This is a genomic window from Luteimonas marina (assembly GCF_007859325.1).
Taxonomy (GTDB): Bacteria; Pseudomonadota; Gammaproteobacteria; order Xanthomonadales; family Xanthomonadaceae; genus Luteimonas; species Luteimonas marina.
The window spans coordinates 227,687-249,816 of sequence record NZ_VOHK01000006.1; the positions used below are offsets into that span (position 1 = coordinate 227,687).

The following is a 22,130-nucleotide window of genomic DNA, read 5'->3' on the forward strand; positions in this document are numbered from 1 at the left end:
TAGCGTCGCCGCTCCTGCCGTCATCCCGGCGAAAGCCGGGATCCATTTTGACGTTGCCGTTCCCACGTGGATGCAAAAAGCAAATGGATCCCGGCTTTCGCCGGGATGACGACAGGAGAGGTCACCGGTCCAGGAAGTTCTTGAGCAAGGCATGCCCATGTTCGGTCAGGATCGACTCGGGATGGAACTGCACGCCCTCGACCGGATGCCCGCGGTGGCGCAGCCCCATGATCTCCTCGAAGGAACCATCCTCGTTCTCCGTCCACGCAGTGACCTCCAGCGCCTCCGGCAGCGAGTCGCGCTCGACCACCAGCGAGTGGTAGCGCGTGGCCTCGTAGCCGTCCGGCAGGTCCGCGAACACGCCCTTGCCCTCGTGCCGGATCGGCGAGGTCTTGCCGTGCATGATCCGTCCCGCGCGCACCACCCGGCCGCCGTAGGCCTGGCCGATGCTCTGGTGGCCGAGACACACGCCGAGGATCGGGATGCGCGGCCCCAGCGCCTCGATCACCCCCACCGACACCCCCGCCTCGTTCGGCGTGCACGGCCCCGGCGAGATCACGATGCGCTCGGGCGACAGTCGTTCGATGTCCTCGACCGACAATTCGTCGTTGCGCACCACCTTCGTCTCCGCCCCCAGCGCCTGCAGGTACTGCACGAGGTTCCAGGTGAAGCTGTCGTAGTTGTCGATCATCAGCAGCATGGAATGGCATCCGGATCCGGGAACGCGGACGCGGCCTGCGCCAGAGCGGGCCGGGGCATGGCAGGGCGCGGAGCAGACGCGGCCATCAGCGCTCCCTGCAATCGAAGATTGCCATGATGCAGCGACGGCCTGGACCATAGAACGCCATGCTTTCCTGCACGATCACCTCACAGGGCCGATGCGGCTCGAAATCGGCCTCGGTGACCACCGACAGGTGTCCCGGGCTGAGTTCGACCTCGTTGTAAGGGCAGTAGATGAAGGCGAAGCCGCGGCACGCCCGCAGCACGTCGCGGATCATGGGCTGCGTGTCGGACAGGTGCTCGATCACGTGGCTGCAGAGCACGAAGTCCCATTCCCGCGACGGCAGGTCGGCGCTGTCCATCACGGTGTAGCCGATCTTCGGATACTGCGTCGCGACCCAGCGGCTGCGCCAGGGCACGTAGTCGATGGCATCGATCTGCAGTTTCGACCAGATCATGGTGTCGCTGTGCAACTGCGCAAGCAGGTTGACGCCGGCCCCGGTCCCGGAGCCGACGTCCAGCAGCTTCAGCACGTCGAAACGGTCGTAGTGCGCCGCCATGTAGCGCTGCACGTGTGGCACCAGGTCGAGCATGTTCTGAATCGCCTGCGCGCCGGCGGCGTACTCGAACTTGTGGCGATCGGGGTTGCGGTTGCCGGGATTGGGCACGAATACCGCATCCTTCAGCGCCTCCACCGTCCGTTGCCACTCGCCGTTGAACTCGGCGAAACGGTCGTCGTCGAACCCGCGCACGCCCGGCAGCAATGCCTGCAGCCGGCGCAACGCCTCGACCAGTTCACGCACGTCTTCCGTCATCACAACCCCCTCGCCGCTTCCGCCACCGCGCGGAACAGCGCGCGGCCCTTGTTCATGGTTTCGTCCCATTCCTTGGCCGGATCGGAATCGAACACGATGCCGGCGCCGGCCTGCACGTGCAGCTTGCCGTCCTGGATCACCGCGGTGCGGATGGCGATGGCGGTGTCGGCGTCGCCGTGCCAGCCGATGTAGCCGATGGCGCCGGCGTAGACGTTGCGCTTGACCGGTTCGAGTTCGCGGATGATCTCCAGCGCGCGGATCTTCGGCGCGCCGCTGACGGTGCCGGCCGGGAAGGTCGCGCGCAGCACGTCGGTGTAGCCCAGGCCAGGCTTCAGGCGGCCGGTGACTTCGCTGACGATGTGCATGACGTGGCTGTAGCGTTCGATCACGAAGCTGTCGCCGACCTGCACGCTGCCCGCCTCCGACACGTGGCCGACGTCGTTGCGGCCGAGGTCCATCAGCATCACGTGCTCGGCGCGCTCCTTGGGATCGGCCAGCAGTTCGGCCTCCAGCGCGAGGTCCTGCTCGTGCGTGGCGCCGCGCGGGCGGGTGCCGGCGATCGGGCGCACCGTCACTTCGCCCCCGCTTTCATCGGTAAGTTGCAGGCGCACGAGGATCTCGGGCGACGAGCCCACGACCTGGGTGCCGCCGACGTCGAGGAAGTACATGTACGGCGACGGGTTCATCGCGCGCAGCGCGCGGTAGACGTCAACGGGACGCGCGTTGAACGGCACACTCATGCGCTGCGACAGCACCACCTGGAAGGCGTCGCCGGCGGCGATGTAGTCCTTGGCCCTGGCCACCGCGTCGATGAAGCCGTCGCGGGTGAAGCCGGATTCGAAATGCGCCTCGTCCAGCGCCTCGGGGCGCAGGGTTTCGGGATAGCCGGCGCCGCCGTGGCGCAGGCGGTGCGCCAGCGCGTCGAGCCGGCGGTTGGCGCGCGCCCAGGCCTGCGGTTCGCGCGGGTCGGCGTGCACGACCAGGTACAGGCGGCCCTTGAGGTTGTCGAACACCGCGACTTCCTCGCTGAGCATCAGCAGGATGTCGGGCGTGCCGAGTTCGTCCGGATTGGCGTTCGCGCGCAGGCGCGGCTCGATGTACTCGATGCACTCGAAGCCGAACCAGCCCACAAGTCCGCCGCTGAAGCCCGGCAGGCCCTTCAGGCGCGGCACCGAGTGTTCGGCACGCAGGCGCTCGACTTCCGCGAACGGGTCCTCGACGTGGCGCGTCTCGACCGTTTCGCCGTGCTCGCTGACGGTCAGCGCATGGCCGTGGAAGGCGAACACGCGCGTCGCCGGCAGGCCGATGATCGAATAGCGGCCGAAGCGTTCGCCGCCCTCGACCGATTCGAACAGGTAGGTGTGCGGGCCGTCGGCGAGCTTCAGGTAGACCGACAGCGGGGTGTCGAGGTCGGAAAGGACCTCGCGCACGACGGGGATGCGGGTATGGCCTTCAGCGGCGGATTGCTGGAATTCGTCTGGCGAGGTCACGCGGCATTTCCTCGGGATGCGGGCGGGCGGTTGCGACGGCGGCGACGGGCCACCATCGCCAGCCTTCGCCGGCAGCACGGAAATGCGGGAATGCGGACGCGCCCATGTCCGTAATGTAGCGGCTTTGCCTGCGGTTTTGTAGGAGGCTTCGGCCGCGATCCACGGGGACAATTGGCGATACGTGCATCCGGTCGCGCCTGAAGCCGCTCCTACCGCGATGGTTGCGACAGCAACGGACAGTCGGCGGGCAGGTGCATGCGCACGCGACCCGGCGCGCATTCGATGCGGAAGTGCTTCGCCTCGACCGGTTCGCCGTCGAGGTTGAGGACCAGCGGCTGCGCCGCATCGATTTCGATCCACGGCAGTCGCGCGCGGGTGGCGACGCGGTCGAGCGCGGCGATCTTGCCCTCGCTGACCACCGTGCCCAGGGTCGCCGCGACCTCGCCGGCCAGTTCCGGGATCACGGTGACGTCGAGCCGGCCGTCGTCGACCCACGCATCCGGGCACAGCGCCTGGCCGCCGCCCGCCTGGCGTCCGTTGCCGACGCCGAGCGCGATGAAGCCGCCGCGCCACGCGAAGTCGGGGCCATGCAGCGTCGCCTCCACCGGCTCGATGCGGCCGAGCTTCGACAGGCCGGTCAGCAGGTAGGCGAGGCCGCCGAGCAGCTTCTTCATGCCTTCCGGCGTCTCGACGGTCACCTGGGTGCCGAAACCGCCGCTGGCGAGGTTGGCCGCCCAGTGCGTGCGGCCGTTGGCCTCGAGGCGCAGCAGGTCGATCGCATGCGCCGGCTGCGCGGCGACCAGTTCGAGCGCGGACAGGGGTGCGTCCGGAAGGCCGGCGGCGGCGGCGAAATCGTTGGCGGTGCCCATCGGCACCAGCCCCAGCGTCGGCAGCGCGTCGACCTGCAGGTCGCAATGCGCGAGCGCGGTGGCGACTTCGCTGAGCGTGCCGTCGCCGCCGGCCGCGACGAGGGTGCCGACGCGGTCGGCGATGGCCTCGGCGACGTGGCGCCCGGCGTCGCCGTCTTCCCAGGTGACGCGCACGTCGAGCACGACGCCGCGTTCGCGCATTGCGTGCACGGCGGCGCGCAGGTCGTCGTCGCCCGCGGATTTTCCGTTGAGGATCAGGCGCCAGTGGGGTGAGGTCATGGGGAGCGGGATCGAAAGGGCGCGGGCATCGGTGCGGGATGATCCACGGTGGGGCGGAGGATCCGGTGAAGCCGGGAACAGCAAACCGTCATCGCCGCGTCACGAAACGCCGCCAGCATGGGAGTCCATAGCAGGGACGACGGGCGGGGGCTGGATTGCCCTCATGTCTTCCGGCGACGGACCCGCCGCGACAAGGCGGGTCCGTCGTCAGGGAAGCGGCGGACCCGATACGGCACCGCGCTCAGCCCAGCGGCGCGTCCGCCACGACCACGCCATCCTCGTCGGCCGCGAGCCACTGTCCCGGCACGATCACCAGTCCGCCGAACGCCACCGGCACGTCGCGCAGGCCCTGCCCGCGCTTGTCGGTCTTGAGCGGGCAGGTCGCCAGCGCCTTGACGCCGAGGTCGAGCCGGCCGATCGCGACGCTGTCGCGGATCGCGCCATGCACCAGCACGCCGCTCCAGCCGCTGGCGACGGCCTTCTCCGCGAGCATGTCGCCGAGCATCGAGCGCCGCAGCGAGCCGCCGCCGTCGATCACCAGCACGCGGCCCTCGCCGGGTTCGGCCACCGCCTCGCGCACGCGCGAATTGTCCTCCAGCGCCTTGACCGTGCTGACGAGGCCGGAAAAGGCGACGCGCCCGCCGTAGTCGCGCAGCGGCAGTTCCAGCACGCGGACCTTGTCCTCGAACGCGTCGCAAAGGTCGCAGGTGTTCATCGCGCCGCCTTCGCGATCTCGGCGCGCATCTGCGCGATCACCGCCGCGTAGTCCGGCTTGCCGAAGATCGCGCTGCCGGCGACGAAGGTGTCGGCGCCCGCGGCGGCGATCTCGCCGATGTTGTCCGGCTTCACCCCGCCGTCGATCTCGAGCCGGATCGACCGGCCGCTAGCGTCGATGCGCTCGCGCACGCGGCGCAGCTTGTCCAGCGCCGAGGGGATGAAAGCCTGCCCGCCGAAGCCGGGGTTCACCGACATCAGCAGCACCAGGTCGAGTTCGTCGAGCACGTGGTCGAGCACGTCCAGCGGCGTGGCCGGGTTCAGCACCAGCCCGGCCCGGCAGCCCTCGGCCTTGATCAGCTGGATCGTGCGGTGCACGTGCTTCGAGGCTTCCGGGTGGAAGCTGATCAGGCTGGCGCCGGCCTTCGCGAAGTCGGGAACGAGGCGGTCCACCGGCTCGACCATCAGGTGCACGTCGATCGGCGCGGTGACGCCGTGCCTGCGCAGCGCCTCGCACACCAGCGGGCCGATGGTGAGGTTGGGCACGTAATGGTTGTCCATCACGTCGAAGTGCACCCAGTCGGCGCCGGCGGCGAGGACGTTGTCGACTTCCTCGCCGAGCCTGGCGAAGTCGGCCGAGAGGATGGACGGGGCGATGACGGGGGTCTGCATGGCGGTCAGCGTCTGCGTTTCGATTTGATCTTGTCGTAGGCGGCGTTGATCTCGCTCGCCTTCCTCTCGGCCTGTTCGCGCAGCTCCGGCGCCGCGCCCGCGACCTTGTCGGGGTGGTATTGCGACATCAGCCGCCGGTAGGCCTGGTCGATCTCGGCGTCGCTGGCGTCGCTGGCCAGGCCGAGCACGCGGTACGGCGCGGCCCGGCCCGGCGCGACCCAGCCGGCGTCGAAGGCGTGGCCGATCAGCAGCCCGATCAGGCCGCCGCCCGGGTGCCGCAGCAGCAGCCAGCCGGCGATGAAGCCCAGGACTTTTCCATACCAGCGATTCATGCCGACAGTGTAGCCGGCCACCCGGCCCACCCGTTCATCGCCGCCGCAAATGGCACTACACTGGCCGGCCCGCCCGAAGGCCACCCTCCTTGGCGACCACGCTGCTGTCCTCCGAACTGCCCGGCCTCACCCTGCGCCACCGCGGCAAGGTCCGCGACGTGTTCGACCTCGGCGACGAGCGGCTGCTGATCGTCGCCAGCGACCGCCTCAGCGCCTTCGACGTGGTGCTGCCCGACCCGATCCCGGGCAAGGGCGAGATGCTGTGCCAGATCAGCAACTTCTGGTTCGCGCGGACCGCGGCGCTGATGCCCAACCACCTGACCGGCATCGACGTGGCCGAGGTGCTGCCCGAAGGCGTCGACCCGGCGCTGTACGCGAAGCGCGCGGTGGTGACGAAGAAGCTGCGGCCGGTGCCGGTGGAGGCGATCGCGCGCGGTTACATCATCGGCAGCGGCTGGAAGGACTACCAGCGCACCGGCCGCGTGAGCGGCATCGCCCTGCCCGACGGCCTGCGCCAGGCCGAGCAGTTGCCCGAACCGATCTTCACGCCCTCGACCAAGGCCGCGGTCGGCGACCACGACGAGAACATCGACTTCGACACCGCGGTCAAGCTCGCCGGCGCCGACCTCGCCGAGCAGGTGCGCGACGCCACCCTGCGCCTGTACAAGCACGCCGCGGCCTATGCGGCCGAACGCGGCATCCTGCTGGCCGACACCAAGTTCGAGTTCGGCACCGACGAGGACGGCCGCCTGTACGTGATGGACGAGATGCTCACGCCGGATTCGTCGCGCTACTGGCCGGCGGACGAATACGAAGTCGGCACCAGCCCGCCGAGCTACGACAAGCAGATCGTGCGCGATTACCTGGAGACGCTGGACTGGGACAAGACCGCGCCCGGGCCGAAACTGCCGGCGGAGGTGATCGAGCGCACACGTGCACGCTATGCCGAGGCGCTGCAGAAGCTGGCGGGGATCGAAGTCGATTGAGCGGGTGGTCGCGGGGGATTTCTCCCTTCGGTCGAAATGACAACCGGGTTTTGTCATTTCGACCGAAGGGAGAAATCTCCCGACACGCCGGCACGACGGCCACGCAACGCCCCCCTGCGCTATCCTGCACGCAAACACCGGCACCCCCTGGAGGGAGGTCATGAACGCGATCCACGAATCGCCGTCGGAACGCCCCATCGACCGCTGGTTCGCCAGCTATTCCAGCGACCACCGCAACGACACCAACCAGCTGATCCACGTGTTCGCGGTGCCGGCGATCCTGTGGAGCGTGATCGCGCTGCTGTGGTGCATCCCGGTGCCGCCCGAGAGCGGGTTCCGCGCCGGGCTGTGGGCGGGACTGGCCTGCTTCGCGGCGTGGATGTTCTATTTCCGCAATTCGCGCCGGATCGGCTTCGGCATGCTCGCCGTGTTCGTGGCGATGCTGTGGCTGACGTTCTGGATCGAGCGCCTGCAGGGCACGCGCTTCCTGCTGTGGCTCGCCATCGGCGTGTTCGTGGTGGCGTGGATCGCGCAGTTCGTCGGCCACAGCAAGCTGTTCGAGGGCAAGAAGCCGAGCTTCTTCACCGACCTGCGCTACCTGCTGATCGGCCCGGCCTGGGTGCTGTCCAAGCTCTACCGCAAGCTCGGCTGGCGCTGGTGAGTCCATGACGGCCCCGGGCCTGCGCGGACGCGACCTCGCGCTCGCGCTGCTGATCTGCCTGTGCTGGGCCGTCAACTTCCTGACCTCCGCGCACGCGCTGCAGGAGATCCCGCCGTTCCTGTTCACCGCCCTGCGCATGGCCATCGTGGTCGCCTTGCTCGCGGCCTTCCTGCGCGTGCCGCCGCGCTCGCAGTGGCCGCGGCTGGCCGGCATCGCGCTGTTCACCGGGGTGCTGCACTTCGGCACCAGCTTCCTGGCGCTGAAGCTGGCCGGCAACCTGTCCTCGCCGGCGATCGTCACCCAGACCTACGTGCCGATGGCGGTGCTGCTGGCGTGGTGGTGGCTGGGCGAACGCTTCGCCTGGCGCACCGCGCTCGGGATCACCATCAGCCTGGCCGGCGTGCTGGTGCTGGGCTTCGATCCGATGGTGCTGGACCGGCCGGCAGCGCTGCTGGTGATGCTCGGGTCGTCGCTGATGGTGGCGATCGGCACGGTGCTGATGCGCGGGCTCAAGGGCGTGGGCATGGTCGACCAGCAGGGCTGGACCGCGGCGCTGAGCCTGCTGCCGCTGCTGGCGATCAGCCTGGTCTTCGAGCCCGGCGGCTTCGCCGCGCTGCGTGAGGCCAGCTGGGTCGGCTGGGGTGGCGCGGCATATGCGGCGGTGTTCGCCTCGCTGCTGGGCCACGGGCTGTTCTTCAAGCTGGTGCAGCGCCATCCGGTGGCGCAGGTGACGCCCTACCTGCTGATGACGCCGGTGTTCGCTGTGCTGCTGGGCATCGCGTTCTGGGGCGACCGCCCGGGGCCGGCGCTGTGGATCGGCGGTGCGATGGTGCTCGGCGGCGTGCTGCTGATCGCGATCCGCACGTTGCAGAAGGCGCGGCCACCGGTCGCCGAGGTGACGCCGGAGGTGTGAGCCTTTCCGGCCTACGGGGATGCGGGGGTCGTGAGCATGTCGGCGGTCGGGGCGAAGCGGCGCGGGGCGTAGCCGAAGTCGCGGCGCGCGAGCGCGGCGTCGAACACGAGGTCGTCGCGCATGCGCGCCAGCGCGGCGTCGTTGAATCCCGCGGCGACGCCCAGCCGCCGCGCCGGCGCCAGCAGCGCGCGGAACAGCGGCGGCGGCAGCGTCCACAGCCGCGGTCGCGAGGGCAGCGCCGCCAGCACGCGCGCGACCATCTCGCGGTACGGCAGGGTCTCGCCGCCGGGCAGCGCATAGGCGCGGCCATGCGTCGCCGCCGCGTCGAGGCAGGCGATCGCCGCGGCGGCGAGGTCGTCGACGTGCACCGGCTGGCGCAATCCAACCGCGTCCGACGGCAGGGCGAAACCGTGCAGCCGCCGCGCGAGGCCGGCGATGCGGGTCAGCGTGGCGTCGCGGCCGGCGCCGTAGACCAGGGTCGGGCGCAGCACGGTCGCGCCCACGCCGCGCTTCGCCGCGGCGTCGAACAGCCGCGCCTCGGCCTCGCGCAGTCGCCGGGCCACGTCGCGCTCCGCGGCATCGGCCGAAGCCTGCTTGATGTCGACGCTGGTCGAGCCGAAGGCCAGCACGCGGCGGCAGGCGACGTCGCCCCGCGCGAACCAGGCACTGAACGCGTCCAGCGGGCCGCAGCTCAGGATCGCGTCGACGGCGGCGGGCAGTGCCCCGGGCTGCGCCAGTTCGCCGTGCAGCCAGCGCACGCCGGGCCGTGGCGGCCGGGGCTCGCGCGACAGCGCGCGGACATCCCAGCCGAGCCCGGCCAGCCGCGCCAGCAGCGGCGCGCCGATCTGGCCGCTGCCGCCGAACACCAGAGCCGTGCGCCCGTGGCCGGTCGCCGGCACGGGCGGCGATTGCGGTGGATCCTCGCTCATCGCGGCAAGGATACTGTGCGCCCATCCGGGCCCGGGGCATCGGTTAGACTGGGCCGCCGGCGCGATGCGTCGCGCCGTTCCACCCTCACCGGACCCTCGATGCTGCCACTGCTCCTGGCCCTGCCCTTCGCGGCGGCGCTGCTCATCGCGCTGTCCCGCGGCGCATCCCGACGGACCATCGCCTGGCTGGCCGCGGCCGCGCCGCTGCTGGGCCTGGCGCTGCTGGCATGGCTGACGCCGACGGTGATGGCGGGCGGGATCCTGCAATCGAGCCGGCCGTGGATCGAATCGGCCGGCCTGCTGTTCACCCTGCGCCTGGACGGCCTGGGCTGGATGTTCTCGCTGATGGTGCTGGCCATCGGCGCGCTGGTGGTGCTGTACGCGCACTACTACCTCGGCGCGGAGGAGAAGGCCCGCCGCTTCTTCTGCTACCTGCTGCTGTTCATGGGCGCGATGCTGGGCATGGTGCTGTCGGGCAACCTGCTGCTCACCGTGGTGTTCTGGGAACTGACCTCGATCAGCTCGTTCCTGCTGATCGGCTTCTGGTTCAAGCGCGACGACGCCCGCGAGGGCGCGCGCATGGCGCTGACCATCACCGCCGCCGGCGGACTGGCGCTGCTCGGCGGCGTGGTGATGATCGGGCGCGTGGTCGGCAGCTACGAACTCGACGCGGTGCTGGCCGCGGGCGACGCCATCCGCGCCCACGAGTTCTATCCCTGGATCCTCGGCCTGGTGCTGGCCGGCGTGTTCACCAAGAGCGCGCAGTTCCCGCTGCACTTCTGGCTGCCGCACGCGATGGCAGCGCCGACCCCGGTGTCGGCCTACCTGCACTCGGCGACGATGGTGAAGGCCGGCGTGTTCCTGCTGGCGCGGCTGCACCCGGCGCTGGCCGGCACCGACCTGTTCTTCTACGTGGTGTCCACGGTCGGCGCCCTGACCCTGCTGATCGGCGCCTGGAACGCGATCTTCCAGCACGACCTCAAGGGCGTGCTGGCGTACTCGACCATCTCCCACCTGGGCCTGATCACCCTGCTGCTCGGCCTGTCGACGCCGATGGCGGTGGTGGCGGCGATGTTCCACATCCTCAACCACGCCACCTTCAAGGCCTCGCTGTTCATGGCCGCGGGCATCATCGACCACGAGACCGGCACCCGCGACATGCGCCGCCTGGGCGGATTGCGCCGGCTGCTGCCCTATACCAGCGCATTGGCGATCATCGCCTCGCTGGCGATGGCCGGCATCCCCTTGCTCAACGGCTTCCTGTCCAAGGAGATGTTCTTCGCGCAGGCGCTGGAGATCGAGGCCCACGAGGGCATGCGCATCTTCATCACCGTGGCCGCGTTCCTGTTCGCGACCTTCGGCGTGGCCTACAGCCTGCGCTTCGTCCACGACACCTTCCTCGGCCGCGGCCCGCGCGCGGTCGATCGCGAGATCCACGAGCCGCCGCGCTTCATGCAGGTGCCGGTGGCGATCCTGGTGGTGGCCTGCGTGGCGGTGGGCGTCGCGCCGCAGTGGACCATCGGCCCGGCGCTGGCCACCGCCGCGCGCGGCGTGCTCGGCGACGCGCTGCCCGAGTACAGCCTGGCGGTCTGGCACGGCGTCAACACCCCGCTGCTGATGAGCTTGGGCGGCGTGGTTTGCGGCGTGCTGCTGTACCTGGGCCTGCGCCGGCTGCTGGACCTGCACGCGATCGTGCGCCATTCGCAGGGACGCAAGCTGTTCCACCTCAACATCGAGGCGCTGTTCCGCCTCGGCCGCCGCTTCACCCACACCGTCGCCAACGGCAGCATGCAGCGCAGCCTGCTGTGGCTGCTGATGGTCGCGATCGCCGCCGGCGCCGCGCCCTTCGTCGCCGCCTGGGGCGAGCCGCAGCAGGCGACGGTCTTCGCCGGGCAGCCGATGGTGCGCCTGGCCTGGGTGCTGTGGTGGCTGCTGGTCTGCTGCGCCTTCGCCACGCTGGCGCTGTACCGCCACCGCCTGCTGGCGGTGCTGGTGATGGGCGGCTGCGGGCTGGCGGTGAGCATGACCTTCGTCGCGCTGTCGGCGCCCGACCTGGCGCTGACCCAACTGCTGGTGGAACTGGTGACGGTGGCGCTGATGCTGCTGGGCCTGCACTACCTGCCCAAGGATTCGCCACCCGAACGCTCGATGCCGCGCCGCCTGCGCGACGGCGCGGTGGCCCTGGCCGCCGGCGTCGGCACCGCGGGACTGGCCTGGGCGATGATGACGAGGCCGCCGGTGAACGGCGCGGCCGCCGAGATCACCGCGCGTTCCCTGCCCGAGGCCTGGGGCACGAACGTGGTCAACGTGATCCTGGTCGACTTCCGCGGCTTCGACACCTTCGGCGAGATCACCGTGTTCGGCATCGCCGGCCTGGTGGTGCACGCCATGCTGCGGCGCGCGCGCATGGCCCCGGAAAAAGTCATGCCCGGGCCGCCGGTCAAGCTGCCGGTGCCGGCCGACCTGGCGCAGATGATGTTCCCGCTGACGCTGGTGGTGTCGATCTTCCTGTTCCTGCGCGGCCACAACGCGCCCGGCGGCGGCTTCATCGCCGGCCTGACGCTCGCGGTGCCGCTGCTGATCCAGTACGTGATCCAGGGCGCGGCCTCGGTCGAGTCGCGCTTCGGCTTCGACTACATCCGCATGATCGGCATCGGCCTGATGGTGGCGCTGATGACCGGCGCCGCGGCGATGCTGTTCGACACACCCTTCCTGACCAGCGGCCACTACGACCTGGAACTGCCGCTGCTGGGCACGATCCCGCTGGCCAGCGCCGCGGCCTTCGACCTGGGCGTCTACCTGGTCGTGTTCGGAAGCACCATGCTGATCCTGTCGATGATGGGCACGCTCAAGCCCTCCAAGAAGATGATCGCGCACCGCGGCACGATCGATCCCGCCACGCGCTCGGCCATCACCGGGGAGGCTGCGTGATGCATCTGGACATGATCTCGCTGGAAGCGGCGATCGCCAGCGGCATCGGCGTGCTGGTGTTCGCCGGCGTGTACCTGGTGCTGCGCGCGCGCAGCTTCGACGTGATCCTGGGGCTCACCCTGCTCTCGTACGCCACCAACCTGCTGATCTTCTCCAGCGGCCGCCTGACCGTGGGCAAGCCGCCGGTGCTGCAGCCGGGCGTGGACGCGACCCTCGCCAACCACACCGATCCGCTGCCGCAGGCGCTGGTGCTGACCGCGATCGTGATCTCGTTCGCGATGACCGCGGTGAGCATCGTGCTGGCCATGCGCAGCCGCGCCGACAACGACAGCGACCACGTCGACGCCGGCGACGTGCGCGACGACCGGGAGGGCGGCCAGTGACCCAGCTGCCGATCCTGCCGATCCTGCTGCCGCTGCTCGGCGGCGCGCTGTCGCTGTTCGTCGAGCACCGCCGCATCGGCACCGTCGTCCAGCGTTCGGTGGCGTGGACCTTCATGCTCGCCACGCTGCTGGCCGCGATCCTGCTGGTGGCGCGCGCGCACGAGGGCTCCATCCTGGTCTACCTGCTCGGCGACTGGCCGGCGCGCATCGGCATCGCACTGATGGTCGACCGGCTGTCGGCGCTGATGGTGCTCGCGACCTCGCTGCTGGGGGTGGCCTGCCTGCTGCACGCCTGCTCGGGCTGGGACCGGCGCGCGCCGCACTTCCACGCCCTGTTCCAGCTGCAGCTGATGGGCCTCAACGGCGCCTTCCTGACCGGCGACATCTTCAACCTGTTCGTGTTCTTCGAGGTGATGCTGATCGCCTCCTACGGCCTGCTGCTGTCGGGCGGGCGCGGCGTGCGCATGAGCGCGGGCCTGCACTACGTGGCCTTCAACATCGCCGCCTCGACCCTGTTCCTGATCGCGCTGGGCCTGGTCTACGGCGTGTTCGGCACGCTCAACATGGCCGAACTCGCCGCGCGCGTGGCGACGACCCCGGAAGCCAGCCTGCCGCTGGCCAAGGCCACCATCGGCCTGCTGCTGGTGGTGTTCTGCGCCAAGGCCGCGCTGCTGCCGCTGTACCTGTGGCTGCCCGAGGCCTATACCCGAGCGCCTGCGTCGGTGGCGGCGCTGTTCGCGATCATGACCAAGGTCGGCATCTACGCGGTGCTGCGCGTGGGCTCGCTGGTGCTCGGCGAGGACGCGGGCGCGATGGCCGGCTACGGCTGGGACTGGATACTGCCGGCCGCGGTCGGCGGCCTGGCCCTGGCCACGCTGGGCGTGCTCGCCGCCTCGCGGCTGCGGGTGCTGGTGGCCTACGTGGTGCTGGTCTCGGCGACCACGCTGTTCATCGCCTTCGGCCTGCGCTCGGCCGGCACCATCACCGCGGGCCTCTACTACCTGGTGCACAGCAGCTTCGTCGCCGCGGCATTGTTCCTGATCGCCGACCTGGTGCGCCGCGGCCGCGGTGACGCCGGCGACGCGCTGCGCGCCTTCGCCCCGGCGCCGGGCGTGCGGGTGATGGCGGGCGCGATGTTCATGGTCGGCGCGATCTCCGTCGCGGGCCTGCCGCCGCTGTCGGGCTTCATCGGCAAGACCCTGCTGCTGCAGGCGGTGCCGGAAGCCGACATCCGCTGGGCCTGGCCGGCGCTGCTGGGCAGCAGCATGCTGGTGATCGTGGGGCTCACCCGCGCCGGGACGCGCATCTTCTGGAAGCCGGCACCGGTGCAGGACGCCCCGTCCGGCGACGGGCCGCGCAACGCCCGCGGCCGCCTGCGCCTGCCCGAAACCATCGCCACCATGCTGCTGCTGTCCTACGGCGTGGCGATGGCCGTGGTCCCGGGCCCGGTCGTCGCCTACACCCGCGCCACCGCCGAACAGCTGCTGGCGCCGGCGGCCTACGTCGAGCAGGTGCGCGCCGCGCTGCAGCAGGGGCGGCTGCCATGAACCGCCGCCGTTTCCTGCCCTCGCTGCCGCTCACGTTCACGATCATCGTGTTCTGGCTGCTGATGGTCTCGGAGGTCAACTTCGCCCAGTTCACGATGGCGCTGGCGCTGGGCCTGGTGATCCCGCTGTACGCGACCCGGATCGACCGCGAGTTCGCGCGCATCGGCCGCCTGCGCCCGCTGCCGAACCTGCTGCTGGTGCTGCTGGTCGACATCGTGATGAGCAACGTGCGCGTGGCGCGGCAGGTGCTCGGGCGCGAGGCGAAGATCCATTCCGGCTTCATCTGGTACCCGCTGGACATACAGAACATCCACGGCATCTCGGCGCTGGCCTGCATCATCACCCTCACACCGGGCACCGTCACCGCGGCGCTGTCGGACGATCGCCGCTACCTGCTGGTGCACGTGCTAGACCTCGACGACGAGGCCCGGCTGGTGGCCGACATCAAGCGCCGATACGAATGCCCGCTGATGGAGATCTTCCCGTGACCACCCCCGAACTCGACGGCATCCAGCTGTTCGGCCACGGCCTGGTCGACATCGCCATCGGCGTGTCGATGTACGTGGTCGGCGCGGCCATGCTGATGGCGCTGTGGCGGCTGCTGCGCGGCCCCACCGTGCCCGACCGCATCCTCGCCCTGGACACCCTCAACGTCACCGCCATCGCCGAGCTGATGCTGCTGGGCATGTACATCAAGAGCGCCGTCTACTTCGAGGCCGCGCTGGTGATCGCCATGCTCGGCTTCGTCAGCACCGTGGTGCTGAGCAAGTACGTGATCCGCAGGGACATCGTCGAATGAACATCTTCTGGGAGATCGTGCTGGCCGCGCTGCTGCTCACCGGCAGCTTCTTCCTCCTGATGGGCGGCGTCGGCCTGGTGAAGCTGTCGGAGTTCTTCCGCCGCCTGCACGCGCCGACCAAGGCCAGCACGCTCGGCGTGGGCTGCGTGCTGGCGGCCTCGGTGGGCTACCACCTGTTCATCGACAGCGACCCGCAGCCGCGCGAGCTGCTGATCACCGCCTTCCTGTTCATCACCGCGCCGATCAGCGCGCACCTGATGTCGAAGGCGGCGCTGTCGCTGCGCATGGACGAGCGCCCACAGCTGCCGGGCCGCTCCGACGAGGACACCCACGTGCCGCCGCGTCCCGACGGCGGCGACGAGAGCTTCTGACCGCGACGGCGTGGGTCGGGGCTACCCCGCGTCAGGCCATCCACAGCTCGAACGCGACCCAGGCCAGGAACGCCAGCATCAGCACCCCGCCCTCGGCGCGGCTGATGCGCAGGTCGCCGCGCAGCATCGGCAGCAGCAGCGCGGCGAACACCAGCGCCGCCGGCAGCTCGAAGCGCACGAAGGAGGCCGGCAGCGCCACGTCGCGCACCACCGCCATGCCGCCGACCACGACCAGCAAGTTGAACAGGCTCGAGCCGATGACGTGGCCGGCGACGATGTCGCCCTGCCCGCGTCGCGCGGCGGCGATCGCGGCCGCCATTTCCGGCAGCGCGGTGCCGATCGCGACCAGCAGCAGGCCGCTCAGCAGCGACTCCATGCCCAGCGCCTCACCGAGCTCCGCGCCGCCCTGCACCACCCACTTGGCGCCGAAGTAGAGCAGCGCGGCGGCGATGGCGAAGCGCGCCAGGTTCAGCGCCGGATCGGTGCGCGTGTCGGCGAACGCGGCGAACTCGCTGCGCAGCTCCGGCTGGCGGCGACCGAACGCGAACGAGAAGCCGAGCACGGCGACGAAGGCCGCCAGCAGCACCAGGCCGTCGAAGCGCGTGAGCCGACCGTCCTGTCCCAGCAGGATCGTGGCCAGCGTCGCCACCACCAGGCACACCAGCAGCGATGGCAGCGCCTTCCAGCGGATCAGCAGCGGCGCGCACAGCGCGGCCGCGCCGAGGGTCAGGCCGAAGTTGGCGATGTTGCTGCCGACTGCGTTGCCGAGCGCGAGCGCGGTATCGCCGATCCAGATCGCGCGCAGGTTGACCGCGAGTTCCGGCAGCGACGTCGCGAAGGCGACCAGCACCAGCCCGGTGACGAAGGGCGAGATGCCCACGCGCCGCGCGATCCCGGCCGCCGCCTTGACCACCGAATCGCCGCCGAGCGCGAGCAGGAAGAGGCCTGCCGCGAAGTAGAACAGCGCACCGATCATCGCCACGCCCCTTTCGCCGGATCTGCTGCGATTCTATTGATCCGCCACGTCGAATACCAACGGCGTCATCCCGACGGACCAGTTGTCATCCCGAGCGCAGCGAGGGATCTCCTGTCCTTAGGCGATACGACGAGATCCGTCGCGGAGCCTGCCCTGAGCGAAGCCGAAGGGCTCGGGATGACAGATCCGGGACGTCCTCAGGAACACCCTTCCACGTAGTCCACCTGCGGCGGCACGCCCACGCGCCATTCGTCGACGCGGCCGTCCTTGTCGAGCTCCAGCACCAGCGCGGCGTCGCCGCCGGCCCCGGCCGCCACGCGAAGCACCTTGCCTTCGGGATCGTACTTGTGCGGCTGCTCCTCGACGCGGCCGGGATACAGCGCGCGCACTTCGTCGCCGGTCATGCCGACCTTCGCGCCGCCGGGCGCGGTCACCGAGGCATCGCGCACGTCGATGCGCGCGAACCGGTCGCCTTCGACCATGAACGCGGTGCGATAGCCCTCGCTGCCGAGCGGCTGCGGGATCAGGTAGTAGCAGCCGCCCGGCTCCGACGGCTGCGCGTCGCCGAGGTCGCCGCCCCAGGCCTGGCGCACGGCCTCGGCGGTGGCGCCGAACTTCGCCGGGCCGAAGCCTTCGAACGTGATCGTGCCCTCGGCCGGCCCGTCGACGCGCAGCGAGCCGGTGGTATCCCCGATGATGGTCGCCGGCGGCACGTCGTACGGCGGCTGGTCGATCGGCGCATCCGCGACGGGGACGGCGTCCTCGACGGCCTGCGAGGGCGTGTCGGCTTCTTCGCGCTGCGCGCTGCAGGCGCACAGGGCGGCGATGGCGGCGGCGAGGACGGTGGTCTGGAGGCGCATGCGGGGCTCCGGTGTCGGTTGTGGTGGCCGAAGCATGTCACGGCGCATGTGAGCGCCTTGACGACAACCTGCAGGAGCGGCCCTCAGCGCGGCGGCGCGAAGTGCTTCTGCAGGCCCGCCCAGCAGGCCTGGTAGTCGCGCTGCCGGTGCGCGGCCTCGACCGCCTGCCTGGTCGGCTTGAGCACTGCGCGCGTCTCGAACATGAAGGCCATGGTGTCGGCGATGACGTCGGGCTTCGACAGGTCGGCGCTGCTCGCCTTCTCGAACGTCGCCGCATCCGGCCCGTGCCCGCTCATGCAGTTGTGCAGCGAGCAGCCGCCGGGCGCGAAGCCCTCGGCCTTGGCGTCGTACACGCCGTGGATCAGGCCCATGAATTCGCTGGCGACGTTGCGGTGGAACCACGGCGGGCGGAAGGTGTCCTGCTGCACCAGCCAGCGTGGCGGGAAGATCGCGAAGTCCATGTTCGCGGTGCCGGGCGTGTCGCTGGGCGCGGTGAGTACGGTGAAGATGCTCGGGTCGGGATGGTCGAAGCTGATCGATCCGATGGTGTTGAAGCGGCGCAGGTCGTACTTGTAAGGCGCGTAGTTGCCGTGCCAGCCGACCACGTCCAGCGGCGAGTGCTCGATCGGCGCGTGCCACAGGTGGCCGTTGAACTTGGCGATCAGTTCGAAGCCACCGTCGAGATCCTCCCAGGCGGCGACCGGCGTGAGGAAATCGCGCGGGTTGGCCAGGCCGTTGGAGCCGATCGGCCCGAGCCCCGGCAGGCGCAGCATCGCGCCGAAGTTCTCGCAGACGTAGCCGCGCGAGGCGCCGTCGGGCAGCTCGACGCGGAAGCGCACGCCGCGCGGGATCACGGCGATCTCCTGCGGTTCGACGTCGAGCACGCCGAGCTCGGTGGCGATGTGCAGCCGGCCCTGCTGCGGCACGATCAGCAGCTCGCCGTCGGCGCTGTAGAAGTAGCGGCCGCGCATCGCGGTGTTGGCCGCGTACAGGTGGATGCCGACGCCGGCATGCGCATCGCTGCCGCCGTTGCCGGCGATGGTGTACAGGCCTTCGACGAAGTCCTTCGGCGCCTCCGGCGTCGGCAGCGGGTTCCAGCGCATCTGGTCGGGCGACACCGGCGCCTCGCCGAAGCGGTCGTGGAAGCGCGGCTGCGCGAACGGCGCGAATGTCCCGTGCATCGCCGCCGGGCGGATGCGGTACAGCCAGCTGCGGCGGTTCTCGCCGCGCGGCGCGGTGAAGGCGCTGCCGGTCAGCTGCTCGGCGTACAGGCCGTGCGCCACCTTCTGCGGCGAGTTGCGCCCGACCGGCAGCGTGCCGGGGATCGCTTCGGTCGCGAACTCGTTGCCGAAGCCGGACATGTAGCCTGTCGTGGTCATGACGCGTCTCGCTGGTTAAGCCCCTCTCCCTGCGGGAGAGGAGCTTTCAGGACAAGGTTACAGCACCCCGCGCTTCATCTGGTCGCGCTCGATGCTCTCGAACAGCGCCTGGAAGTTGCCTTCGCCGAAGCCCTCGTTGCCCTTGCGCTGGATGATCTCGAAGAAGATCGGGCCAAGCGCGTTGGTGGTGAAGATCTGCAGCAGCTTGCGCTGCTTGGTCTCCGGGTCGGCGTCGATCAGGATCTTGTTGCGCGCCAGCCGCTCGACGTCCTCGCCGTGGTCGGGGATGCGCTGGTCGATCACCTCGAAGTAGGTATCAGGCGTATCGAGGAACTCCACGCCCTGCGCGCGCATGGCCTCCACCGTTGCATAGATGTCGTCGGTGAAGCAGGCGATGTGCTGGATGCCCTCGCCGTGGTAGGTGTCGAGGTATTCGTTGATCTGGCTCTTGGGATCGCTCGACTCGTTGAGCGGGATGCGCACCATGCCGTCGGGTGCGGTCATCGCCTTCGACAGCAGGCCGGTCTTGGCGCCCTTGATGTCGAAGTAGCGGATCTCGCGGAAGTTGAACAGGCGCTCGTAGTAGTCCGACCACTTCGCCATGTTCCCCTGGTAGAGGTTGTGGGTGAGGTGGTCGATGAAGGTCAGGCCGAAGCCCTCGGGCATCAGCTCGGCGCCCGGCAGGATCTCGTAGTCCGGGTCGTGGATCGTGCCCTTGTCGTCGTAGCGGTCCACCAGGTACAGCATGCAGCCGCCGATGCCCTTGATCACCGGCGCAGCGACGGCCTTGCTCAGTTCGTCCTTGGCGTCGAAGGCCTCGGCGCCGTTCTTCAGCGCCTGCACCCGCACCCACTCGGCGAGCTTGCTGAAGCGGATCGCGAAGCCGCAGGCGCTCGACCCGTGCTCGGCGGCGAAGCGCGCGGCGAAGGAATCGGGATCCTCGTTGATCAGGAAGGTGCAGTCGCCCTGGCGATAGGTGGTGATCGGGCGCGTGCGGTGGCGCGCGACCTGAACGAAGCCGAGCTTCCTGAAATAATCGTGCAGGTGCCCGGCCTCGCCCGGCGGGGCGGAATACTCGACGAACTCGAAGCCGTCGATCCCCATCGGGTTCTCGAAGGTGGCGACCTGCATGCCGGCATGGCCGCCTGCGGGTTGTGACTGCGCTGTCATGTGATACTCCTGCCGGGGAAATGGGCGACGCGGCCCGCGTCGGGTCGCCTATTTTATAGTTTCACATGCAACCACTAGCAAGGTGCAACGCATCATGTCCGAGCCGACCGCCCAGCCCGCCTCCGTCACCTTCGACCTGGAGCACCTGCTCCCCTACCGCCTGAGCGTGCTGTCCAACCGGGTCAGCAACGCGATTTCCAGCGAGTACCACCGCCGCTTCGGGCTGGCGATCACCGAATGGCGGGTGATGGCGGTGCTGGGGCGCTTCCCGGGCCTGTCCGCGCGCGAGGTGACCGAACGCACCGCGATGGACAAGGTCGCGGTCAGCCGCGCCGTGGCCCGGCTGCTGGAGCGCGGCCTGGTGCAGCGCGAGATCCACGGCGACGACCGCCGCCGCTCGGTGCTGACCCTGTCCGAGGCCGGCTACTCGGTCCACGCCGAGGTCGCGCCGATGGTGCTGGCCTGCGAAAGCAACCTGCTCTCGCCCCTGAGCGAGGACGAGCGCGCGACGCTCGATCGCCTGATCGAAAAGCTCGCCGGGCCGGGCATGGAGGAGATGCTGCGGCATATCTGAGGTATTGAACTGCATGTCATTCCGAGCGCAGCGAGGAATCTGCTTCTGTCGCAGTTCGAAAGCAGATTCCTCGCTGCGCTCGGAATGACATCGTTCCCGCCCTCCGCCGCACGGCTCACGCCGCGGCGTTGCCGGCTGCGGACTCCAGCCGCCACAGCTTCCACGCGAAGACCAGGCCCACCGCGACCAGCGCCGTGTAGAACCACATCCCGCCCGCGTACCCGGCGGGATTCCCCGGCCCCGCCGCCGCGCGGTCGTTGAGCAGGCCCACCACCGGCGGCACCGCCGCCCAGCCGACCTGCTGGCAGAACGTCATCAGCGCATACGCCGAGCCCAGCCGCCGCGCCTCGACGATGTAGGCCACCGCCGGCCACAGCACCGCCGGAATCAGCGAGAACACACCGCCCAGCAGCACCGCCACCAGCAGCAGGGTCGCCGGCACCGACTGCGCGGTGAACGGGATCGCCAGCAGCGGCCCCGGCGGCAGGTAGGTGACCATCAGGAACAGCGGCAGCATCAGCAGCGTGCCCGCGACCATGAACAGCGCGCGCCGGCCGACCCTGTCCGCCCACAGCCCGAACAGCGGCGTGAGCACGATCGCGGCCATCGGCAGCAGGCTGCTGAGCAGGCCCGCCGCCTCGCGCCCGAGGCCGTGCGCCTGCTGGAAGTAGTCGATGGCGAAGGTGCGGAACGGGAAGATCGTCGCGTAGAACACCACGCACAGCGCGACGATGTACCAGTACGCGCGGCCGAAGGCGTACAGCCGGCGCAGTTCGAGACGATCGGTCTCGCCGGCCTCGCCGAGGTCGATGCGCCCCTGCGCGCGGCGCTCCTGCATCCAGTACAGCGCCGCCGCGGCGAGCCCGACGCCGACCACGCCGGTCGCCAGCCACAGCGGATCCTGCCAGTTCGCGTACAGCGGGCTGGCGAACGAGGTCGACCAGTCCGCCGAGGCCGAGCCCAGCCGCGATACCGACAGGTTCAGGCCGAAGGCGAAGCCGAGCTCCTTGCCGCTGAACCACTTCGCCAGCACCGTGGTCGCGGCGACGATCAGCGGTTCGGCGCCGAGGCCGAGCAGGAAGCGGCCGGCGAGGATCGTCTCGAAGTGCGGCGTGGCCGCGGTGAGCGCGGCGGCGGCCACGCAGATCGCCGAGAACACCAGGATCGCGGTGCGCGTGCCGAAGCGGTCGATGACGTAGCCACCGGCCAGCAGCACCAGCAGCGCGGCGACGTTGTAGGCGGTCGAGAGCGCGCCGATCTGGCCGTAGCTGAAGCCCTGCTGCGTGCGCAGCAGGTCGATCACCGGGTTCAGCGCGTCGTAGACGTAGTAGTTGCCGAACATCGCCAGGCTGACCAGCAGCAGGGCGAGCCAGCGCTGGGGGGCGGTGGGGCGCGGCAGGGGCGTGGCGGCGGTGGCGGTCATCGGCGGGATGGCGGGCGGTTCGCGTCGATGGACACTCTAGCGGTTTGCACGAGGGGCGATGCGCGGTGCGGTTGCGGCGCTCGCCGGCGTTCGCCGCCGATTTCGTCCGCGCATCGCCGTCATGCCACTGCAGCCCCAGCATTCCATGCCGTCATGCCAGCGAAAGCTGGCATCCATTTTGACGCTCGCGCTCCCATTCCAAGGGCAACATGGATGCCAGCTTTCGCTGGCATGACGGCATGGTTGGCAGGGTACTTGTCATTCCGAACCCGCGAAGCGGATGAGGAATCTTGTCTCCGGCGCGACGCCCTCGACCGGAGCGAAGATCCCTCGCCTG

The 22,130-nt window shown here is 69.9% G+C and carries 23 protein-coding genes; 10 read left to right on the forward strand and 13 right to left on the reverse strand.

What is annotated here, in order from left to right:
• Nucleotides 1–121: 121 nt before the first annotated feature.
• From FQY83_RS14915 to FQY83_RS14945, 7 genes are all read right to left on the reverse strand, one after another.
• Nucleotides 122–700: an anthranilate synthase component II gene (locus FQY83_RS14915; protein ID WP_146388770.1), complete on the reverse strand. Its 579-nt coding sequence runs from the start codon at nt 698–700 to the stop codon at nt 122–124.
• A gap of 85 nt (nt 701–785) precedes the next feature.
• Entirely contained in the window at nt 786–1,535 is a 750-nt protein-coding gene (locus FQY83_RS14920) for a class I SAM-dependent methyltransferase (RefSeq protein ID WP_158636530.1), read from the reverse strand.
• Nucleotides 1,535–3,025: an anthranilate synthase component I gene (gene trpE / locus FQY83_RS14925; protein ID WP_146388772.1), complete on the reverse strand. Its 1,491-nt coding sequence runs from the start codon at nt 3,023–3,025 to the stop codon at nt 1,535–1,537. The genes FQY83_RS14920 and trpE overlap by 1 nt, the downstream gene beginning before the upstream one ends.
• 209 nt (nt 3,026–3,234) lie before the next feature.
• A complete protein-coding gene (gene yegS / locus FQY83_RS14930) occupies nt 3,235–4,173 on the reverse strand; it encodes a lipid kinase YegS (protein ID WP_146388773.1) in 939 nt (312 codons plus the stop codon).
• Between the two features lie 241 nt (nt 4,174–4,414).
• Nucleotides 4,415–4,888 carry a ribonuclease E activity regulator RraA gene (gene rraA, locus FQY83_RS14935; protein ID WP_146388774.1) on the reverse strand — a complete coding sequence of 158 codons (474 nt, stop codon included), beginning with the start codon at nt 4,886–4,888 and terminating at the stop codon, nt 4,415–4,417.
• Nucleotides 4,885–5,559: a ribulose-phosphate 3-epimerase gene (gene rpe / locus FQY83_RS14940; RefSeq protein WP_146388775.1), complete on the reverse strand. Its 675-nt coding sequence runs from the start codon at nt 5,557–5,559 to the stop codon at nt 4,885–4,887. The genes rraA and rpe overlap by 4 nt, the downstream gene beginning before the upstream one ends.
• Nucleotides 5,560–5,564: 5 nt before the next feature.
• A complete protein-coding gene (locus tag FQY83_RS14945; RefSeq protein WP_146388776.1) occupies nt 5,565–5,891 on the reverse strand; it encodes a J domain-containing protein in 327 nt (108 codons plus the stop codon).
• A gap of 89 nt (nt 5,892–5,980) precedes the next feature.
• On the opposite strand from FQY83_RS14945, the gene FQY83_RS14950 reads away from it, so the two are divergent.
• The 3 genes from FQY83_RS14950 to FQY83_RS14960 all read left to right on the forward strand — a co-directional run bounded on the left by FQY83_RS14950 (nt 5,981) and on the right by FQY83_RS14960 (nt 8,451).
• Nucleotides 5,981–6,877 carry a phosphoribosylaminoimidazolesuccinocarboxamide synthase gene (locus FQY83_RS14950; protein ID WP_146388777.1) on the forward strand — a complete coding sequence of 299 codons (897 nt, stop codon included), beginning with the start codon at nt 5,981–5,983 and terminating at the stop codon, nt 6,875–6,877.
• 160 nt (nt 6,878–7,037) lie between these two features.
• Nucleotides 7,038–7,538: an Mpo1 family 2-hydroxy fatty acid dioxygenase gene (locus FQY83_RS14955; RefSeq protein WP_146388778.1), complete on the forward strand. Its 501-nt coding sequence runs from the start codon at nt 7,038–7,040 to the stop codon at nt 7,536–7,538.
• 4 nt (nt 7,539–7,542) lie between these two features.
• On the forward strand, nt 7,543–8,451 hold the full coding sequence (locus tag FQY83_RS14960) for a DMT family transporter (RefSeq protein ID WP_146388779.1): 909 nt from the start codon (nt 7,543–7,545) through the stop codon (nt 8,449–8,451).
• An 11-nt stretch (nt 8,452–8,462) separates the two neighbouring features.
• Here FQY83_RS14960 and FQY83_RS14965 read toward each other — a convergent pair whose 3' ends face one another.
• Complete coding sequence (locus tag FQY83_RS14965; RefSeq protein WP_146388780.1) at nt 8,463–9,380, reverse strand: NAD-dependent epimerase/dehydratase family protein; 918 nt, start codon at nt 9,378–9,380, stop codon at nt 8,463–8,465.
• A gap of 99 nt (nt 9,381–9,479) precedes the next feature.
• Between FQY83_RS14965 and FQY83_RS14970 the strand changes: the two genes are divergently transcribed.
• The 6 genes from FQY83_RS14970 to FQY83_RS14995 all read left to right on the forward strand — a co-directional run bounded on the left by FQY83_RS14970 (nt 9,480) and on the right by FQY83_RS14995 (nt 15,411).
• The gene (locus FQY83_RS14970; RefSeq protein ID WP_146388781.1) at nt 9,480–12,311 is read left to right on the forward strand and encodes a monovalent cation/H+ antiporter subunit A; all 2,832 of its coding nucleotides are present in this window, start codon (nt 9,480–9,482) and stop codon (nt 12,309–12,311) included.
• A 20-nt stretch (nt 12,312–12,331) separates the two neighbouring features.
• The gene (locus tag FQY83_RS14975) at nt 12,332–12,694 is read left to right on the forward strand and encodes a Na+/H+ antiporter subunit C (RefSeq protein WP_146388831.1); all 363 of its coding nucleotides are present in this window, start codon (nt 12,332–12,334) and stop codon (nt 12,692–12,694) included.
• The gene (locus FQY83_RS14980; RefSeq protein WP_146388782.1) at nt 12,691–14,241 is read left to right on the forward strand and encodes a monovalent cation/H+ antiporter subunit D; all 1,551 of its coding nucleotides are present in this window, start codon (nt 12,691–12,693) and stop codon (nt 14,239–14,241) included. Before FQY83_RS14975 ends, FQY83_RS14980 begins: the two co-directional genes overlap by 4 nt.
• Nucleotides 14,238–14,729 (forward strand): Na+/H+ antiporter subunit E, encoded by a 492-nt coding sequence (locus tag FQY83_RS14985; RefSeq protein WP_146388783.1) that lies wholly within the window; start codon nt 14,238–14,240, stop codon nt 14,727–14,729. The genes FQY83_RS14980 and FQY83_RS14985 overlap by 4 nt, the downstream gene beginning before the upstream one ends.
• Nucleotides 14,730–14,797: 68 nt before the next feature.
• Nucleotides 14,798–15,040, forward strand: coding sequence for a K+/H+ antiporter subunit F (locus tag FQY83_RS14990; protein ID WP_133001157.1), 243 nt, complete (start codon nt 14,798–14,800; stop codon nt 15,038–15,040).
• Complete coding sequence (locus FQY83_RS14995; protein WP_146388785.1) at nt 15,037–15,411, forward strand: Na+/H+ antiporter subunit G; 375 nt, start codon at nt 15,037–15,039, stop codon at nt 15,409–15,411. Before FQY83_RS14990 ends, FQY83_RS14995 begins: the two co-directional genes overlap by 4 nt.
• Nucleotides 15,412–15,442: 31 nt before the next feature.
• On the opposite strand, the gene FQY83_RS15000 is transcribed toward FQY83_RS14995, so the two are convergent.
• From FQY83_RS15000 to hppD, 4 genes are all read right to left on the reverse strand, one after another.
• Entirely contained in the window at nt 15,443–16,387 is a 945-nt protein-coding gene (locus FQY83_RS15000) for a sodium:calcium antiporter (RefSeq protein WP_146388832.1), read from the reverse strand.
• 197 nt (nt 16,388–16,584) lie between these two features.
• A complete protein-coding gene (locus tag FQY83_RS15005; RefSeq protein WP_146388786.1) occupies nt 16,585–17,247 on the reverse strand; it encodes a hypothetical protein in 663 nt (220 codons plus the stop codon).
• Nucleotides 17,248–17,330: 83 nt separating this feature from the next.
• On the reverse strand, nt 17,331–18,626 hold the full coding sequence (gene hmgA / locus FQY83_RS15010) for a homogentisate 1,2-dioxygenase (RefSeq protein ID WP_146388787.1): 1,296 nt from the start codon (nt 18,624–18,626) through the stop codon (nt 17,331–17,333).
• 57 nt (nt 18,627–18,683) lie between these two features.
• A complete protein-coding gene (gene hppD, locus FQY83_RS15015) occupies nt 18,684–19,796 on the reverse strand; it encodes a 4-hydroxyphenylpyruvate dioxygenase (protein ID WP_192906718.1) in 1,113 nt (370 codons plus the stop codon).
• Nucleotides 19,797–19,890: 94 nt separating this feature from the next.
• Between hppD and FQY83_RS15020 the strand changes: the two genes are divergently transcribed.
• Nucleotides 19,891–20,370: a MarR family winged helix-turn-helix transcriptional regulator gene (locus tag FQY83_RS15020; protein ID WP_146388788.1), complete on the forward strand. Its 480-nt coding sequence runs from the start codon at nt 19,891–19,893 to the stop codon at nt 20,368–20,370.
• A gap of 115 nt (nt 20,371–20,485) precedes the next feature.
• Here FQY83_RS15020 and FQY83_RS15025 read toward each other — a convergent pair whose 3' ends face one another.
• Nucleotides 20,486–21,793 (reverse strand): MFS transporter, encoded by a 1,308-nt coding sequence (locus FQY83_RS15025; protein ID WP_146388789.1) that lies wholly within the window; start codon nt 21,791–21,793, stop codon nt 20,486–20,488.
• Between the last annotated feature and the right edge of the window lie 337 nt (nt 21,794–22,130).